Raw genomic sequence first — 17,410 nt, 5'->3', positions numbered from 1 at the left:
GGGTCGCGGCCTTCTCGGGTAGCGATGCTACGGCTGCGGTGTTAGCGTTGCTCTCATCAGGATGGTGAACGCCGCTACCCCGGCCGAGACAAGGAGCAACGCCATGAGTGAGCAGCCGAGCACGCGCGTCGCGATCGTCACCGGAGGGTCCCGCGGCATCGGCCGTGAGAGTGCCGAGCGGCTGGCCCGTGAGGGATTCGCCGTCGTCGTGAACTACGCGGGCAACGCCGCCGAGGCCGACAAGGCGGTCGCGGCCATCGCCGAGGCGGGCGGGCAGGCCGTCGCCTTCCGCGCCGACGTCGCCGAGGAGGCGGAGGTAGCCGCCCTCTTCGACGCGGCCGAGCAGACCTTCGGCGGTGTCGACGTCGTCGTCCACGCCGCCGGTGTCATGACCCTGGCCCCGCTCGTCGACCTCGACCTCGACGCCCTGGACCGCATGCACCGCACCAACATCCGCGGCACGTTCGTCGTGGACCAGCAGGCGGCGCGCCGGCTGCGCACGGGCGGCGCGATCATCAACTTCTCCAGCTCCGTACTGGCTCTCGCGATCCCCGGCTACACCGCGTACGCCGCCACGAAGGGCGCCGTCGAGGCCATGACCCTCATCCTCGCCCGCGAGATGCGCGGCCGGGACGTCACCGTCAACGCCGTGGCCCCCGGACCGACCGCCACCGCCCTCTTCCTGGACGGCAAGGACGAGGAGACCATCGCGCGGATGGCCGCCCAGCCGCCGCTGGAACGCCTCGGCACACCCGAGGACATCGCCTCCGTCGTCGCCTTCCTCGCGGGCCCCGCGGGCCGCTGGGTCAACGGCCAGGTCCTGCGCGCCAACGGCGGCATCGCCTGACGCCCTCCGTTCCGCCCGCGGCCCCCAAGATGCCAGGATCTCCGCCATGAGCGACAGCACGAACCCCGGCGCAGCCCCCGTGACCACCAGGGCGCGCATCCTCGCCGTGGCCGCCGAGCTGGTCGCGAAGTCCCCCGACGGTGACGTCTCGACCCGGTCCGTGTGCGAGGCCGCCGGGGTCGGAGCCCCGGCGCTCTACCGCCACTTCGGCGACAAGCAGGGTCTGCTGTCGGCCGTCGTCGACCACGGCTGGGAGCGCTACCTCGCGGCCAAGCGGGAACGGCACCCCGGCACGGACCCGGTCCAGGACCTGCGCGAAGGCTGGGACGGCCACACCGAGTTCGCCCTGCGGAACCCGAACCTCTATCGCCTGATGCACTCCCCGGTGATGCGCACCCCGCCCGCCGCGGCGCTGGAGGCCCACCGGATCCTCACCGGCGACCTGCGCCGCGCCGCCGAACAGGGCAAGCTCCGCCTCGCCCCCGAACTCGCCGCACAGATGATCATGTCCGCGAACGTCGGCGTCGCTCTGATGCTGGTCTCCCGCCCGGCGACGTTCGCGGACGAGAGCCTGTCGCGCCGCGTACGGGACGCGGTGCACGCCTCCGTGTTCACCCCGGAGGTGCTGGAGCCGCAGGACGTGCCCGAAGGGGGGCGGGCCGCCGCCCCCGGGGTCCCGGCGACCGCGACCCGCCTCGGCGCGCAGCTCCGCCGGAACCCGAGCCCCGCCTTCACCCCCGCGGAGGCGGGACTGCTCGGAGAATGGCTGGACCGCCTGTCGAACACGCCCGGCCAGAGCCCGCGGCGCACGCCGGAAAGGGGACCGGGGTCCGTCACTTCGACATGATGAAGTCCAGGGCGTAGCCGGAGGCGGTAGTCCAGTAGGTGACGCGCTGGAAGTCGTTCGCGTACAGCGTGGACACGGGCATGGGGACGTCGATCGGGCCGCCCACGGTGCTGCCGGGCCTGCTGCCCTGGAGCGTGAGGGTGATGCTCTTCGCCTCGTACTCGTCCATGGGGCCGCTGACGAGCAGGGCGGCGTACCCCTCCTGGCCCGGAGCGAGCGTGACGGGCTTTCCCGGGTCCGGGTCGCTGTCCTTGATCACGGGGGCCGTGGTCCGGCCGTCACCGAGCCGCACGAGGGGGTAGCCGTACAGGTTGCACTTCTTGTCGCTCGCGTTCTGGACGGTGAGGACGAGGTGCCGGGCGTCCCGCTCCGTCACGGCGGACACACCGAGCTCCTGCTGGGAGCAGGCGGCGATGCTCTGCTTGCCGCCCCCGCCCGTGGTGCCTCCGCTGGCGCCGGTGCCTTTGCCGCCCGTGCCGCCGGTGCCGCCACCCGCGTTGCCCGTGCCACCCGTGTCGCCCGTGCTGCCGGCGCTGCTCGTGCCGCCTGCCGCGCCCGTGCCGCCCGTACCGCCGGTGCCGGACGAGCTGCCGGCACTGCTGCCGGTCCCGTCGCCGCCCGTGGTGCCCGAGGCGCCGCCGGGCTTCGCCGAAGCCGTCGAGCCGGGCTCGGCCGAGGAGTTGGGGCTGTCCGAGCCCTCGGCCGCGCCCGGCTGGCACGCCGTGGCCGCGAGCAGCGCCACGGCCGCCCCCGCCCCGAGGGCGTAGGACTTCCAGCCCCTGGGGCTCTTGCGGTTCCTGCGGGCAGGCGTGTTCATGGTGTCCCCGTTTCCTTTTCCGGTCCGTATGGACGTCGCACGCGCCGGCGGCCGGGCACCCCCACCCGGGGCATCCGCCCGTCCCTGGTGCATGAGGACATGGGTGTCCCCGTCGACGGGTGGGCCGGGTTGTCGTGGCGCCGCCGAGCGGACGATCCGCTCGGCCGGTGCGACATCCACAGCATGGGATTCCCCGTGGACCCGGGGCAACGGACGCCCGGCAACCTGAGACGGTGAAACCATCCCACCCACGACGACCTGCGGAAACGCGGAAGCCTGGGATGCCCGACAGGGATGCGGGACCCTCGACCGACAGGGGTGCGGGACCCCCGCGGACCCACCCCCGCCGGCTCACCCCGCGGGGCTCACCCCCGCAGATCCACCCGCACCGTTATCAGCCCCGTCCCGATCAGCCGTACCGCCGCGCTGTTGCCGCGGGGCAGGGTGCGCAGCCGGGCCACCGCGTCGTCGTCCGGGAGGAGATGGGCCGTGCCCTCGTGCCAGCGGCCGCGGAGCCGCACGCGCACCCTGGGGTCCGCCTGGATGTTGCGTATGTACTGCGACCGCTCCCCGAACTCCGAGACCAGCCAGAAGGCGTCGCCCACGCGGCGGCCACCGAGCGGGGTGCGGCGGGGCAGGCCGGAGACACGGCCGGTGGTCTCCAGGAGCGTCTGGAACGGCATCCGGCGCGAGATCGGGTTGACGAGGTTCCGCTGGAGGGCGGTCGTGGCGCGGAACCTGAGGTCGGTGAGGCGGGCCATGGTCGGTGGGGCTCCTGTCCGGGCTGGTGTGTGGCACAAGGGAGTTGTTTCAATGGTCCCCGATGTCGCGCGACGGGAGCAGGTGGCTGTGGATGCGGGTCGTGACCTGGAACCTCTGGTGGCGGTTCGGGCCCTGGGAGGAGCGGCAGAAGGCGATCCTCGCGGTGCTGCGTGAGCTGCGTCCCGACGTCGTCGGGCTGCAGGAGGTGTGGGAGCGCGGCGGCCAGAACCTCGCCGGGTGGCTCGCGGACGAGCTCGGGATGCACTGGACCTGGGCCGCTTCCGACGCCTCGGACCGCTGGCAGCGGCGGATCGGGGACGACACGGTCGACGTCGGCAACGCCGTGCTGAGCCGCTGGCCGGTGGTGGCGCAGGAGGTGCTGCGGCTGCCCGCCCCCGAGGAGCTGTACGACGGAAGGCTCGCCCTGCACGCCCGCCTGGCCACGCCCACCCACGAGGTGCCCTTCTTCACCACCCACCTCACCTCGGCCATCCACGCCTCCGGGGTGCGCCGCGAACAGGTCACCGCCCTCGCGGAGTTCGTCGCCCGGCACCGGGGCGGCACGGACTTCCCCCCGGTCGTCACGGGTGACTTCAACGCCTGGCCGGACTCCGACGAGATCCGCCTGTTCGGCGGGTACAAGACGAACCCGGTGGTTCCCGGACAGGTCTTCCTCGACGCCTGGGAGTACGCCGACCCGTCGGCACCCTGGGCCACTTGGGACCCGGCGAACGCCCATGTCGGCCCGCACAGCCCCGCCGCCCGCATCGACTACGTCCACGTCGGGCCGCCCGGCCCCGGCGGCCTCGGGCACGTCCGCTCCGTACGGCGGGCCGGAGTCGGGCCGGTCGGCGGGGTATGGCCCTCGGACCACGCGGCCGTCGTGGCCGACCTGTCCCTCCCCCCGCACGATCCGGACACGCCCTGAGCCCTGCGGCGCCTTGAGCCCTGCGGCGCCTTGAGCCCTGCGGCGCCTTGAGCCCTGCGGCGCCTTGAGCCCTGCGCGCCCTGATCCCTGCCCGCCGGGAGCCCCGGAGCCCGCCGCGGCGAAGCTAGTGCCCCAGGAAGATGGGGTTCGTGAACGCCGCCAGAGCCCCCGGGACCGGGCCCGCCGCCGTCTCGTGGCGCAGCTCCGCGCGTACGTACGCCGCGTAGGACGCCGTCGTACGCCACTCGACCGTCCCGGAACCCGCGACCGGCAGCGGGTCGCTCGTGAACAGCGTGCCCTGGTCGGTGACGAGGCGGACCGTGCAGCGCGGTGCGCCGGCGGCCTCCAGGCGGACGGTGACCGGGGTGTCCGGGGCGACCCTCAACCGCTCCCCGATGCCCGCGTGTTCGCCCTTGGCGCCGGACGCCGAGAAGGAGAGGGAGATCAGCTTCGACTCGGCGACGTAGGAACGGCCCGCGCGGATGCCCTCCTGGATCGCCTCGCGGGTCAGGTCGTCGGCGAGGACGACCGTCTGCGGGGAGCCGACCCGGTCGGGGTCGCGGTGCGCGTCGCTGTTGCCCATCGCCGGGAGCCAGTCCCGGCCCCCGCGCACCGCGGCGACCAGCATGCTGTCCCAGTCCGCGAGCGCGACCTCGTCGTCGGGGGTGTACGGGCCGTTCCACACCTCGACCGCGTCCGCCTCGCCGAAGCCGAACTTCCAGCCGCAGCCGACACACGTGGCGTGCGGGTGCGCGGGGACGACCAGCCCGCCGGCGGCGCGGATCCGGCGCGCGAAGCGGCCGAAGCGGTTGTCGCGGGCCCGGTAGCGCCAGTCGACGAAGGTCCCCGGCTCCGTGCCGAGCGCCAGCACGTGCCCGTTGCGGGTGGTCACCTCCTCGCCGAGCATGATCAGCAGATCGTCGCCCGCCTGGTCCGCCCAGTGCGGATGCGCGGCATGCGTGTTGTGGTCGGAGGAGTTGATGAAGTCCAGGCCCGCCGCCCGCGCCAGCGCCGCGATCTCGGCGGGTGTGCGGCGGCCGTCCGAGTACCAGGAGTGCAGATGGCAGTCGCCGCGGTACCAGGCACGGCCGCGGCCCCCGGCGCGCGCGGGCGGGTAGACCGGCTCCGGGGCGGGGACCGGCTTCCCGTACGTCAGGGTGATCGTGACCTCGTACGCCAGCCCCTGGGGCGCCACCGTGTACGGGCCGAGCGCGATGTGCCAGGTGCCGGGGCGGACCGGCCCGGGGATGTAGCCGGGGGTCGCGTCGTCCGAGCGGATGAAGAACTCCGTGCGCGCGCCGCCCGACCAGCCCCGGAAGCCGCGGCCGCCCAGCTCCGTGCCGTGCTCGTCGAAGACGCCGATGTCCAGGGCGTTGCCCGCGGTGCCGGCCGGTACGGACGGCCGCTCGTAGCTGTAGGAGACCTTGATCTCCGCGACCCCGGCCGGCACGTCGACCGGGAGATACACGAAGTCGGGGGAGCCGGTGGGGAGGGTGCCGCGCACCGTCCGCGTCTCCTGGTCGTCCGCCGGTTCCGCGTGCGCGCCGCTGGGGAAGGTCACACTTCCCAACGTAAGCGCGGCCGCCGCTCCCGTCACGAACAGCGCGCGTCTGCCGATGCCGTGGTCGTCCTCGCACATACCGCTGCTCCCCCGGAGTCGGGTGTGACCGTGACATGAGTGCTGCGAAGTGCCACGGACCACTGTGGGAGCGGGCGGTGAACGCGGGGGCACGCCAGGGGAATCGACGGCTTGCAAGGAGACCGACAGATGCCGCGCGGCCCGAATCGGGCACGCCCGGCGATACCTGATCACCTCGACCGTATGCTCGAAGGATGACGACCTCCGCTACGGGCACCACTCCCGGATCCGGGCCGACGGCGAACTCCATGCGGCGAGCACTGAAGCGCGCGCGGGACGGCGTCGCGCTCGACGTGACCGAGGCCGCGGTGCTGCTCCAGGCGCGCGGCGCGGACCTGGACGACCTGGCCGCCTCCGCCGCCCGGGTGCGGGACGCGGGCCTCGACGCGGCCGGCCGCCCCGGCGTCATCACGTACTCCAAGAGCGTCTTCATCCCGCTGACCCGGCTGTGCCGGGACAAGTGCCACTACTGCACCTTCGTCACCGTCCCCGGCAAGCTGCGCCGCGCCGGCCACGGGATGTTCATGTCCCCGGACGAGGTCCTGGACATCGCCCGCCGGGGGGCCGGACTCGGCTGCAAGGAAGCCCTGATCACCCTCGGCGACAAGCCGGAGGACCGCTGGCCCGAGGCCCGAGAATGGCTGGACGCGCACGGGTACGACGACACGATCGCCTACGTACGGGCGATCTCGATCCGCATCCTGGAGGAGACGGGCCTGCTGCCGCACCTGAACCCGGGTGTGATGTCGTGGACCGACTTCCAGCGGCTGAAGCCGGTCGCCCCGTCGATGGGCATGATGCTGGAGACCACCGCGACCCGGCTGTGGTCCGAGCCCGGCGGCCCCCACTTCGGCTCCCCGGACAAGGAGCCCGCCGTCCGGCTGCGGGTCCTGGAGGACGCCGGCCGCTCCTCCGTCCCGTTCACCAGCGGGCTGCTGATCGGTATCGGCGAGACGTACGAGGAGCGCGCCGACTCCCTGTTCGCGCTGCGCCGGATCTCCCGGGCCCACCACGGCATCCAGGAGCTGATCATCCAGAACTTCCGCGCCAAGCCGGACACCGCGATGCGCGGCATGCCGGACGCGGAGCTGGACGAGCTGATCGCCACCGTCGCCGTCGCCCGGCACATCATGGGCCCGGCCGCCTGCCTCCAGGCGCCGCCCAACCTGGTGGCCGGCGAGTACGGGCGGCTCATCGGCGCCGGGATCGACGACTGGGGCGGGGTCTCGCCGCTGACCATCGACCACGTCAACCCTGAGCGGCCCTGGCCGCAGATCGAGCTGCTGCGCGAGCGGTCGGCCGAGGCGGGCTTCGAGCTGCGTGAACGCCTCTGTGTCTACCCGGAGTTCGTGCAGCGGGGAGAGCCCTGGCTGGACCCGCGGCTGCTGCCGCACGTACGGGCGCTCGCGGATCCGCAGACCGGTCTCGCGCTGCCGGACGCGGTGGTCGAGGGCCGGCCGTGGCAGGAGCCCGAGGAGGTCTTCACGTCCTCGGGGCGCACCGATCTGCACCACAGCATCGACACCGAGGGCCGTACCGGCGACCGCCGTGAGGACTTCGACACCGTGTACGGCGACTGGGCGGCCCTGCGGGAGGCCGCGGCCCCGGGGATGGTGCCGTCCCGGATCGACACGGACGTCCGCGCGGCCCTCGCGACCGCGGCGGACGACCCCACGAAGCTGACCGACGACGAGGCCCTGGCGCTGCTGCACGCCGACGGCCCGGCGCTGGACGCCCTGTGCCGGATCGCCGACGACGTGCGCCGAGCGGCCGTCGGCGACGACGTCACGTACATCGTGACCCGCAACATCAACTTCACCAACGTCTGCTACACGGGCTGCCGTTTCTGCGCCTTCGCCCAGCGCCGCACGGACGCCGACGCCTACACGCTGTCCCTTGAGCAGGTCGCCGACCGCGCCGCCCAGGCCTGGGACGTCGGCGCGGTCGAGGTGTGCATGCAGGGCGGCATCCACCCGGACCTGCCGGGCACGGCGTACTTCGACATCGCGAGGGCCGTGAAGGAACGGGTCCCCGGCATGCACGTCCACGCCTTCTCCCCTATGGAGGTGGTGAACGGCGCGACCCGCACCGGCCTGTCCATCCGCGAATGGCTGATCGCGGCCAAGGAGGCGGGCCTGGACACCATTCCGGGCACGGCGGCGGAGATCCTGGACGACGAGGTGCGCTGGGTCCTGACCAAGGGCAAGCTGCCCGCGGCGACCTGGATCGAGGTCGTCACCACGGCCCACGAACTCGGCATCCGCTCCTCCTCCACCATGATGTACGGCCATGTCGACCAGCCCCGCCACTGGCTCGGCCACTTCCGCACGCTCTCCCGCATCCAGCAGCGGACCGGCGGCTTCACGGAGTTCGTGACCCTGCCCTTCATCCACACCAACGCCCCCGTCTACCTGGCCGGCATCGCCCGGCCGGGCCCGACGACCCGCGACAACCGCGCGGTCATGGCCATGGCCCGTCTCCTGCTCCACCCGCACATCCCCAACATCCAGACGAGTTGGGTCAAGCTGGGCACGGAGGGGGCGGCCGAAATGCTCCGCTCCGGCGCCAACGACCTCGGCGGCACCCTGATGGAGGAGACCATCTCCCGCATGGCGGGCTCCAGTTACGGCTCCTACAAGTCGGTCGGAGAACTGATCGCGGTGGCCGAGGCGGCGGGCCGCCCCGCCAGACCCCGCACCACCCTCTACGGCGAGGTCCCCCAGGAACGCCAACACGCGGCAGCCGCCTCGGACGGCCACCTGCCGGACCTGCTGCCGGTGCTGGACTGACGCCGGGAGAAAACCTTTTCTGTGCTGTCGGTGGCCCCTGCTAGGTTCATGCGGCTCGCTTGATCATCAAGCGCCAAGTGTCGTCAGGGGAGGGTGACTTGAGGAGTCCCGGAAGAGCGGTCGGACGCGGTCGGCTGATGGTGGGGTGCTGCGCGGTGGCGCTGGTGGCCGCGGCCGCCGCCCCGGCGGCCGCGCTGGACAACCTGCCGCCGAAACAGCCGCTCGTGCAGGACCTGAAAACAGGGAACAGCGCGTGCGCGACGGGAGAGAACACGGCGTACGTCGCGCAGCCGCCCCGGCTCAGCGCCGTGCTCTACGACCCGGAGGAGGACAACCAGCCCTCGGAGTCCAGCCCCGTCAAGGGCGAGTTCGAGGCCTGGTGGACGGACTCGGCGGGCGTGGAGCAGCGCCGCTCCTTCACCACCATCACCCTGTCGTCGGGGTTGCCCCAGTACTGGACGACGCCCTCCGACCTTCCCGTGAACACGGTCGTCTCCTGGCACGTCCGCGCGAACGACACCAAGGCCACCTCCCCATGGAGCGACGAGGGAGCCGGCTCGGTCTGCTCGTTCGTGGTCGACGACACGAATCCGGCGAACGCGACGATCACCTCGCCCGAGTACCCCACCCCGGACGAGAAGTTCTGGGTGGACGGCGTCGGCGTCTACGGCCACTTCACGATGGACTCGCCCTCGGACGACGTGGTGTCGTACTCCTACGGCTTCACGGGCGGCCCCTACGGCACCGTGTCCCCGGCCCGTCCGGGCGGGGCCGTGACCATCCCGTACCTGCCGCTCAGGAGCGGGCCGAAGTACCTCCAGGTCCGCGCGATCGACCGGGCCGGCCGCAGCAGCGGTCAGACGACCTACGACTTCAACGTCCAGTCCGGCCGCGCCCCCGTCGCCCGCTGGAAGCTGAGCGACCCGGCCGGCTCCCGGTCGGCCGCGGCCGAGTCGGGCACCGCCGCCCGCGCCGGCACCGGCGTGACCTTCGGCGGCCCCGCGCCCGCGGGCACAGGCACCACCGCCTCCGTCGCGCTGGACGGCAGCGGCCACGGTTTCCTCACCCCGGACACCCCGGCCGCCGACATCCGGAAGTCCTTCGCCGTCAGCGCCTGGGTGCGGCCCGACGAGACCGGCCGGACCATGACGGTCGCCTCCCAGGACGCGGACGGCACCCCCGGATTCTCGCTCGGCCTGCGCGCCGAGGTCTCCGGCCCGGCCTGGTCGTTCACGATCGGCGGCGCGCGGGTCTCCGGCGGTGCGCCCGAGACCGGCGAATGGGCCCACGTCCTGGGGCTGTACGACGCGGAGACGGGCAAGGCCCGGCTGTACGTCAACGGCCGCGAGGCCGGCACCGCGGCGGCCGCGACGCCCGCCGAGGCGTCCGGAGCGTTCCAGATCGGCCGTGCGCGCGGTGCCTCGGGCTACCGCGACCGCTGGCACGGCGACATCGCCGACGTACAGGTCCACGACCGGGTCGTCGTGCCGGACGAGGTCTCCGAACTCGCCCACCGCACGCCGAAGCGGCTCGGCCACTGGTCGCTGGAGAACGCGACGGACGGCGCGAGCCCCGAGCAGGCGGGCGGCTCTCCGCTGCGGCTCGGTGCGGGAGCGACGGTCTTCCGGGGCTCCGACGGCTCCTGCCTTCCGGAACTGGACCCCGACTGCCCGCCCGTGCCCTACGCGCTGGTCGGCGACGGACATCTGCACCTGGACGGCGAGAGCGGGTACGCCGCCACCGACGGACCGGCCGTGGACACGGGGGACAGCTTCACCGTCGGTGTCGTCGTGCGCCTCGCCGACTCCGAGCCCGCCCACCCGATGACCGTGCTCTCCCAGGCGGGCGAGCACACTGACGCCTTCAAGGTGCGTTACGAGCCGTCCTCGCACACCTGGCAGCTCGTGATGCCGGAGAAGGACGAGGCCGGAGCCCCGGAGAAGGTGGTGTCCGAGGCCGAGTTCGCGGACGGCGGTGAGGGCCTCGGTCACCGTCTCGCGGTGGTCTACGACGACGCGAGCGACACGATCAAGCTCTACGTCGACGGCAACCTCGACGCGCAGGCCAGTGCTGGCTTCCCGAACGGGTGGCACAGCACCGGCGCTCTCCAGGTCGGCCGGGCCAGGGCCGGTGACGACTGGACCGAGTACCTCCACGGCGACGTGGACGAGGTGCAGGCCTACGAGGGGGTCCTGAGCGACAGCCAGATCGCCCAGCTGGGCATGGGTGCCGACATCAACCCGTGAGACCGCCGGTCCTCGGGGGCTGAACAGCGCCGCGTCGGGCGGCCGGAAGCGTGTTCCGGTCGCCCGTGGCCGTGTCCCGTCGTCGCCGTTCGGTCGGTGGTGGCGTGCGTCAGACTGGGGGCGGAGCGGTCGGACCACGGGGGAAGGGGCGGGCCGATGGTGGGCGCGAGGCCGTCGATGCAGGAGCTGATCGAGGGGCGGCGGCGGCACGGGTTCGTCGGGCGGGGGAGCGAACGCGCCCTGTTCCGCGGCAACTTCGAACTGCCTCCGGAGGACGAGCGGCACCGGTTCCTGTTCCACGTGCACGGCACCGCGGGCGTCGGCAAGACGTTCCTCGTCCGCGAGATGGAACAACTGGCCTCCGAGTCCGGTGCGTTGACCGCCCATGTCGACGAGAACGTCACCGGCCTTCCCGAGGCCATGGAGGCGATGAGCCGTCAGTTCGCCTCGCAGGGGCGCCGGTTCAAGGAGCTGGACCGTCTGCTGGCGGCGTACCGCGAGCGGCGGCACGAGGTGCAGGCCGCGGTCCTCGCCCCGCCGGACGCGGAACGGCCCGGCCCCTCGACGGCCGGCCTGACGGTGGCGCGGGCGGGCCTGCTGGGACTCGGGATGGTGCCGGGCGTCGGCGCCCTCTCCGGAATCATGGACCCGGCCCAGCTGGCGCAGGGTGCCGACCGGCTGTACGCCAGGGTCAGCGCCCGGCTGCGCAGCCAGGAGGACGTACGGCTGGTCCTCGCCCCGCAGGACGTGCTCACCCCGGTCCTCGTCGCGGAGCTCTCCGAGGCGGCCCGGGACGTGCCGTGGATCGTCCTGTTCTTCGACACCTACGAGCGGACCGGCCCGTTCCTCGACGGCTGGCTCCACACGATGATGACCACCCGTGAGTACGGCGTCCTGCCCGCCACCGTCGTCGTGGTGACCGCCGGACAGCGCCCCCTCGACACCGCCCGCTGGGGCGGCTTCGGCGACTTCGTCACCGAGCTGCCCCTCGGGCCGTTCACCGAGATCGAGGCACGGGGCCTCCTCGCCGGCAAGGGTGTCGTCGCGGAGCCGGTGGTCGCGGAGGTCCTGCGGCTCACCGGCGGACTCCCGCTGCTGGTGTCGACCCTGGCCGAGCAGCGCCCCGCCGACCCCGAGGACGTCGGAGACCCCTCGGCCACGGCCGTCGAACGCTTCCTCAAGTGGGAACCGGACCCGCTGCGCCGGGCGGTGGCGCTCGTGTGCGCCCTGCCGCGGACCCTGGACCTGGACGTGTTCCGGGCCGCCGTGGAGCACGCGGACGAGGAGCACGCAGCCGAGGAGAGCGGCGCGCTGTTCGACTGGCTGCGCGCGCTGTCCTTCGTGGACGGCCGGGGCGACCGGGTCCGCTACCACGACCTGGTCCGCGAGGCGATGCTCCGGCTCCAGCGGAGCCATTCCCCGCGCGGCTGGAGCGAGCGCCACGAGCGGCTGGCGGAGGCCTTCCGCCGGTGGCGGGACGAGGCGGCGAGGGGACTGGAGGATCCCGACGAGGTGTGGCGGCACGAGCCCTGGCGGCGGCTGCGGCTGGAGGAGTCGTACCACCGGCTGTGCGCGCGCCCTCGCGCGGCACTCGGCGACGCGCTGCACACCACGGTCCGGGCCTGCCGTGTCGACAAGGTGGCCGGGCGCGCCTGGGCCAGGATGCTCCAGGAGGCCGGGGACGCGGCCGGGGCCCCGGTCCTGGGCGCGCTGGGCAGGTCGCTGGCCGCGGCCCTCGCCGACGACGGGGACGGGGTCGGCCGGGCGATGGAGCTGATGCTGGCCAGCCCCGCACTCCAGGGTCCGGCCCGGGCCCTGGCGCACGGCGTGCGCGCCAGGGAACTGCGGATCGCCGGGGAGTACACACGGGCGCTGGGCGAGTACGACAGGGCGCTGGAGATCGATCCGGACGAGGCACGGGTGCACTTCGGCCGCGCCCTCACCCACCAGTTGCTGGGCGACCACCCCGCGGCGCTCGCCGCCTTCGACCGCGCGGACGAACTGCTGCCCGGGACGGGCTGGATCATCGCCGAGCGCGCGGAGACCCGTCGCATGGCGGGCCGCGTGGAGGAAGCGGCGGCCGACTTCGACCGTGCCGTCGCCCTCGACCCGACGAACGCCGACGCGCTGGCCTCCCGGGCGGTGTGCCGGCACGCCCTCGGCCGGTTCGAGGAGGCGGCCGCGGACTTCGACCGGGCACTGAGCATCGACGGGGACCTGCTGTGGCCGCTCGTGCGCAGGGCCCGGCTGCGCCGGGACACGGACGAGTGGGAGAAGGCGTTCGCCGATCTGGAGCGGGCGGCCCGCCTGGATCCCGGCTCCGCCTGGGTCGCGTCCGAACGGGGCGACACCTACCGGCTCGCGGGCCGCTTCGAGGAGGCGGTCACCGAACTCGGCCGGGCCCTCACCCTCGAACCCGACTACCCCTCGGCCCTGGCGAGCCGCGGCGTGGCGCACCACGAACTGGGCCACGGCCGGGAGGCCTTGGCCGACCTCGACCGCGCCCTCGACCTGGATCCGGAGTACTCCTGGGCGCTGGTGATGCGGGCGCGGGCGAGGCGCCGCCTCGGGGACCTGCCCGGCGCGCACGAGGACCTGCGGCGCGCGCTCGCCGCGGACCCGGACGCCGACTGGATCGCGATCGAGCTGGGCAACACCCACTACCTGGAGGACCGGCACCAGGAGGCGATCGCCGTCTTCCGGAACCTCTTGGAACAGGACCCCGGGAACGCCTCGGCGATGGGCTGCCTGGGGGCCGTCCACCGCGACCTCGGGGAGTACGCGGAGGCGCTGGCCTGGCTGGACCGGGCCCTCGCGGCCGACCCGGACTACGCCTACGCCCGCGACCAGCGCGCCCGTGTCTTCCTGGCGACCGGACGGACCGAGCGGGCGCTGGCCGACTGGGAGGGGAGGATCGCCCTGGGCGGGGACACGGACACGGCACGCCACGAGATCGTGGAGCTGCTGATCCACTGCGGCCGGTGGGAGGAGGCGGCGGCGCGGCTGGCCGAGGACCCGGCCCCGGGACCGGACGACGACCTCGTCCCGGACCGCGACCAGCTCCACGTCGAGGTCCTGCGGCACACCGGCCGGTGGGAGCCCGCCCGGGCGCTCGCCGAGCGACTGCGCGAGAGGGCCCCGCTGTCGGGCACCTTCGAGCTGGCGATGACCGAGCATCGCTCCCGGGGCCGGTCGGCCGCGGAGCCCTGGTGGCGGGAGCTGGCGCAGCTGCTGGACGCGGAGTCCGACGGCACTCTGCGCGCGTCCGGCCGGTGCATCGTCGGCTGGGCCCTCGCCGACTGGGCCGGCGCCGACCGTGAACTGGCCGCTCTGCTGGCCCTGGAACCCGGCTGGGACGAGCTGGCGGACCTCGTGGACGCCCTCACCGAACTCCTGCGCTGCCCCGGCGGCGAGACCGCCGAGCTGGCCCCGCGCCTCGCGGCGGTCACGGCGGCCCGTGACGCCGTCCGGGAGCGCCCCACCGGCTGATCACGCCCGTGGCGGATCCGACCGGATCTTTATGGATCCGCGGCCTCGGGCGACCGTTCCCGTTCGATTACAGTGCTTTGCTGTCGGGCGTAGGGACAGTGCCTCAGGAGGTCTCGGTGGGTGCGACAGCCGGTGCCGTCTGGGGCCGTGGGGAGCAGCAGGACTTCCGGAGCCGGGTCCGCGGGACGCTGCTGGGCGCCGCGGTCGGCGACGCGCTGGGCGCCCCGGTCGACGGGCTCTCGCTGGAGGGGATCCGGGAGACCTACGGCGCGGAGGGCCTGGTCGGTCCCGTCCCCGCGTACGGGCGGCGGGGCGCCGTCACGCACCTCACCCAGCTCGCCCTGTTCGGCGTCGACGGACTGATCCGCGCCCAGGTGCGCCGCGACACCGGTGCCTGGCATCCGCCCTCCGACGTGCACCGCGCCTACCGCCGCTGGGCGGCCACCCAGAGCGACTGGGGGCCCGACGAACGCCGCAAGGACGACGGCTGGCTGGCCCGCGAGGAGTGGCTCTACGCCCGCCGGAACCCCGCCAGGGCCTGTCTGCTCGGCCTCGCCGACGACATCATGGGGACGCTGGACGCCCCCAAGAACCCCGGCGAGCAGGGCCCCGAGGCCGCCGGCCGTTCCGCTCCCTTCGGACTGCTCGTCGGCTGGGAGCCGCAGCTCGTCATGCAGCTCGCCGTCGAGTGCGCCGCCCAGACGCACGGTCACCCCTCGGCGTACCTGACGGCGGGTGCGTACGCCGTGATCGTGCACGCGCTGGCCCGCGGCGAGAACCCCGACGCGGCCGTGCAGCAGGCCCTCGCGCTGCTCGCGACCCGTCCGGGGCACCAGCCGGCCGCCGCCGCGCTCCAGCACGCGCTGGGCGCCGTACGGCAGGGCATGCCCTCGCCCGAGCGGGTCCAGGAGCTCGCCGTGAGCGGCATCGCCGAGGGGCCGCTGGCCGCCGCGGTGTACTGCGTGCTGGTGGGTGAGGACGTCCGGCACGGTCTGTGCCTGTCGGTGAACCACGGCGGGCCCTCCGCCGTCGTCGGCGCCCTCGCGGGAGGTCTGCTGGGCGCCCTGCACGGCGAGACGGCCCTCCCGCCGGCCTGGCTGGCCGAACTGGAGGGCCGTCCCACGGTGCTGGTCCTCGCGGACGACTTCGCGATGGAGATGACCCAGGGGCCCGCGCTGCACGGCCCCGCCGGATCGTCCCCGGGCTGGCTCGCCCGCTACCCCCGCGCCTGAGCCGGGGACACGACAGGCCCCCGGGTTGTCCGGGGCCCTCGCCTAGTCCTTCACCGGCGTGCCCGCCACTCCGTCCGGGGCGCCCGCCGGTGCCGGGACCGCCGCGGCGGCCGAGCCGTCGTCGTCCGTGTTGATCAGTTCGATGAGCGCGTCCCGCTCCGGGGTGTCCTCGGGCCGCAGGAACCCGATGAGGACGTACAGGACGAGCGAGATGACCATCGGGAGGGCGACCTGGTACTCCAGCTTCACGTCCGTGCGCTGGGAGAAGTCCAGGTGGTAGTTGACGAGGAAGAAGGCGAGCAGACCGCACGCCCAGCTCGTGAGGGCCGCCGTCGGTCCCGAGCGGCGGAACGGCCGCAGCAGACCGAGGATGAACGGGATCGCGATCGGTCCCATCAGCCCCGCCACCCACTTGATGACGACGGTGATGATGTCCTTGAACGTGGGGGAGTTGACCTGGGTCGCCACGGCCATGGACAGGCCGAGGAAGGCGACGGTGGTCACGCGGCCCGCGATGAGCCCCGCACGCGTGTCCCAGGCGCGCGCGGCCCGGGAGAACACCGGCATCACGTCGCGGGTGAACACGGCCGCGATGGCGTTCGCGTCCGAGGAGCACATGGCCATCGTGTGGGAGAAGAACCCGACGACGACGAGGCCCAGCAGCCCGTGCGGCAGGAGCTGTTCGGTCATCAGGCCGTAGGCGTCCGAGCCGTCCGGCTTCTGCGCGGTGACGAGGAGCGGCGAGAGCCACATCGGGATGAACAGGATCACCGGCCACACGAACCACAGTCCGGCGGACAGGAACGCGGACCGCGTGGCCTGCCTGGCGTCACCGGTGGCCATGTAGCGCTGGGCCTGGTTCCACATGCCGCCGTTGTACTCGAAGAGCTTGATGAACAGGTACGCGATGAAGAACACCGTCAGATACGGGCCCGCGAACCCGTCTCCGTGACCGTGCAGCTTCGGCGAGTCCAGCGCCTTGGAGATCCCGCCCTGGTCGGAGATCTTGTTCAGCACGATGACCAGCATCGACAGTCCGGCCAGCAACTGGATGACGAACTGGCCCAGTTCGGTCAGCGCGTCGGCCCACAGGCCGCCGATCGTGCAGTACACGGCCGTGATGCCGCCGGTGATGATGATGCCCTGGGTGAGCGTGACGCCGGTGAAGACGCTGAGCAGGGTGGCGATGGCCGCCCACTTCGCGCCGACGTCCACGATCTTCAGCAGGATGCCGGACCACGCCAGCGCCTGCTGCGTCTGCACGTTGTAGCGGTCCTTGAGGTATTCGAGGGGTGAGGCGACGTGCAGCCGTGAGCGCAGCCGGTTGAGCCGGGGCGCGAAGGCCTTGGCGCCGATGGCGACGCCGATGGCGATGGGCAGCGCCCAGGTGACGTACGAGGTGATGCCGTAGGTGTACGCGATGCCGGCGTAGCCGGTGAACATCACCGCGCTGTAGCCCGACATGTGGTGCGAGATGCCGGACAGCCACCACGGCATCTTGCCGCCCGCGGTGAAGAAGTCGCTGACATCGTCCACACGCTTGTGGGACCAGACGCCGATCGCGGTCATCACGCCGAAGTACGCGACCAGGACGGCCCAGTCGAGACCGTTCATGTGCCCCCTCCAGGGGTCCGCCTTGTGAACCTGCAGATACCGGACGGCACTTCGCCAGTAGGCAGTCGGGCGGCCCCGTGCGGGAGCGGGGACTTGGGGGATTGAACCGCTGGTCCGACCGGCCGGTCAAGACCTCTCGCGGTCACGGATATGAACACAGGTCAGAAAGCAGAACGATTTTGCCTCCACTTTACCCGTCG

11 protein-coding genes are annotated in these 17,410 nt (G+C 73.1%); 7 read left to right on the top strand and 4 right to left on the bottom strand.

What is annotated here, in order from left to right:
* The first annotated feature begins 103 nt into the window (after positions 1–103).
* Together ACFYYF_RS28090 and ACFYYF_RS28085 are read left to right on the top strand one after the other, a co-directional pair.
* Entirely contained in the window at positions 104–847 is a 744-nt protein-coding gene (locus ACFYYF_RS28090) for an SDR family oxidoreductase (protein WP_388780379.1), read from the top strand.
* 46 nt (positions 848–893) lie between these two features.
* Positions 894–1,694, top strand: a complete 801-nt coding sequence (locus ACFYYF_RS28085) for a TetR/AcrR family transcriptional regulator (RefSeq protein ID WP_388780378.1) — start codon at positions 894–896, stop codon at positions 1,692–1,694.
* On the opposite strand, the gene ACFYYF_RS28080 is transcribed toward ACFYYF_RS28085, so the two are convergent.
* Positions 1,681–2,511 carry a DUF4232 domain-containing protein gene (locus ACFYYF_RS28080; RefSeq protein ID WP_388780377.1) on the bottom strand — a complete coding sequence of 277 codons (831 nt, stop codon included), beginning with the start codon at positions 2,509–2,511 and terminating at the stop codon, positions 1,681–1,683. The genes ACFYYF_RS28085 and ACFYYF_RS28080 overlap by 14 nt on opposite strands.
* A gap of 365 nt (positions 2,512–2,876) precedes the next feature.
* Positions 2,877–3,272: a nitroreductase/quinone reductase family protein gene (locus tag ACFYYF_RS28075; RefSeq protein WP_388780376.1), complete on the bottom strand. Its 396-nt coding sequence runs from the start codon at positions 3,270–3,272 to the stop codon at positions 2,877–2,879.
* Between the two features lie 92 nt (positions 3,273–3,364).
* Here ACFYYF_RS28075 and ACFYYF_RS28070 point away from each other — a divergent pair, with 92 nt between their 5' ends.
* Positions 3,365–4,201 carry an endonuclease/exonuclease/phosphatase family protein gene (locus ACFYYF_RS28070; RefSeq protein ID WP_388780517.1) on the top strand — a complete coding sequence of 279 codons (837 nt, stop codon included), beginning with the start codon at positions 3,365–3,367 and terminating at the stop codon, positions 4,199–4,201.
* A gap of 124 nt (positions 4,202–4,325) precedes the next feature.
* Here ACFYYF_RS28070 and ACFYYF_RS28065 read toward each other — a convergent pair whose 3' ends face one another.
* Entirely contained in the window at positions 4,326–5,840 is a 1,515-nt protein-coding gene (locus ACFYYF_RS28065; RefSeq protein ID WP_388780375.1) for a CehA/McbA family metallohydrolase, read from the bottom strand.
* A gap of 194 nt (positions 5,841–6,034) precedes the next feature.
* On the opposite strand from ACFYYF_RS28065, the gene ACFYYF_RS28060 reads away from it, so the two are divergent.
* The 4 genes from ACFYYF_RS28060 to ACFYYF_RS28045 all read left to right on the top strand — a co-directional run bounded on the left by ACFYYF_RS28060 (position 6,035) and on the right by ACFYYF_RS28045 (position 15,596).
* The gene (locus tag ACFYYF_RS28060) at positions 6,035–8,629 is read left to right on the top strand and encodes a bifunctional FO biosynthesis protein CofGH (protein ID WP_388780374.1); all 2,595 of its coding nucleotides are present in this window, start codon (positions 6,035–6,037) and stop codon (positions 8,627–8,629) included.
* Between the two features lie 137 nt (positions 8,630–8,766).
* Positions 8,767–10,875: a LamG domain-containing protein gene (locus ACFYYF_RS28055; RefSeq protein ID WP_388780516.1), complete on the top strand. Its 2,109-nt coding sequence runs from the start codon at positions 8,767–8,769 to the stop codon at positions 10,873–10,875.
* A gap of 156 nt (positions 10,876–11,031) precedes the next feature.
* A complete protein-coding gene (locus tag ACFYYF_RS28050) occupies positions 11,032–14,364 on the top strand; it encodes a tetratricopeptide repeat protein (RefSeq protein ID WP_388780373.1) in 3,333 nt (1,110 codons plus the stop codon).
* Positions 14,365–14,480: 116 nt separating this feature from the next.
* On the top strand, positions 14,481–15,596 hold the full coding sequence (locus ACFYYF_RS28045) for an ADP-ribosylglycohydrolase family protein (RefSeq protein ID WP_388780372.1): 1,116 nt from the start codon (positions 14,481–14,483) through the stop codon (positions 15,594–15,596).
* 42 nt (positions 15,597–15,638) lie between these two features.
* On the opposite strand, the gene ACFYYF_RS28040 is transcribed toward ACFYYF_RS28045, so the two are convergent.
* Positions 15,639–17,210 (bottom strand): sodium:solute symporter family protein, encoded by a 1,572-nt coding sequence (locus ACFYYF_RS28040; protein WP_388780371.1) that lies wholly within the window; start codon positions 17,208–17,210, stop codon positions 15,639–15,641.
* Between the last annotated feature and the right edge of the window lie 200 nt (positions 17,211–17,410).

The organism is Streptomyces sp. NPDC001914, assembly GCF_042891215.1.
Classification (GTDB): domain Bacteria; phylum Actinomycetota; class Actinomycetes; order Streptomycetales; family Streptomycetaceae; genus Streptomyces.
The sequence above is the reverse complement of the archived record's forward strand: the minus strand, read 5'-3'. Positions and strand labels throughout refer to the sequence as shown.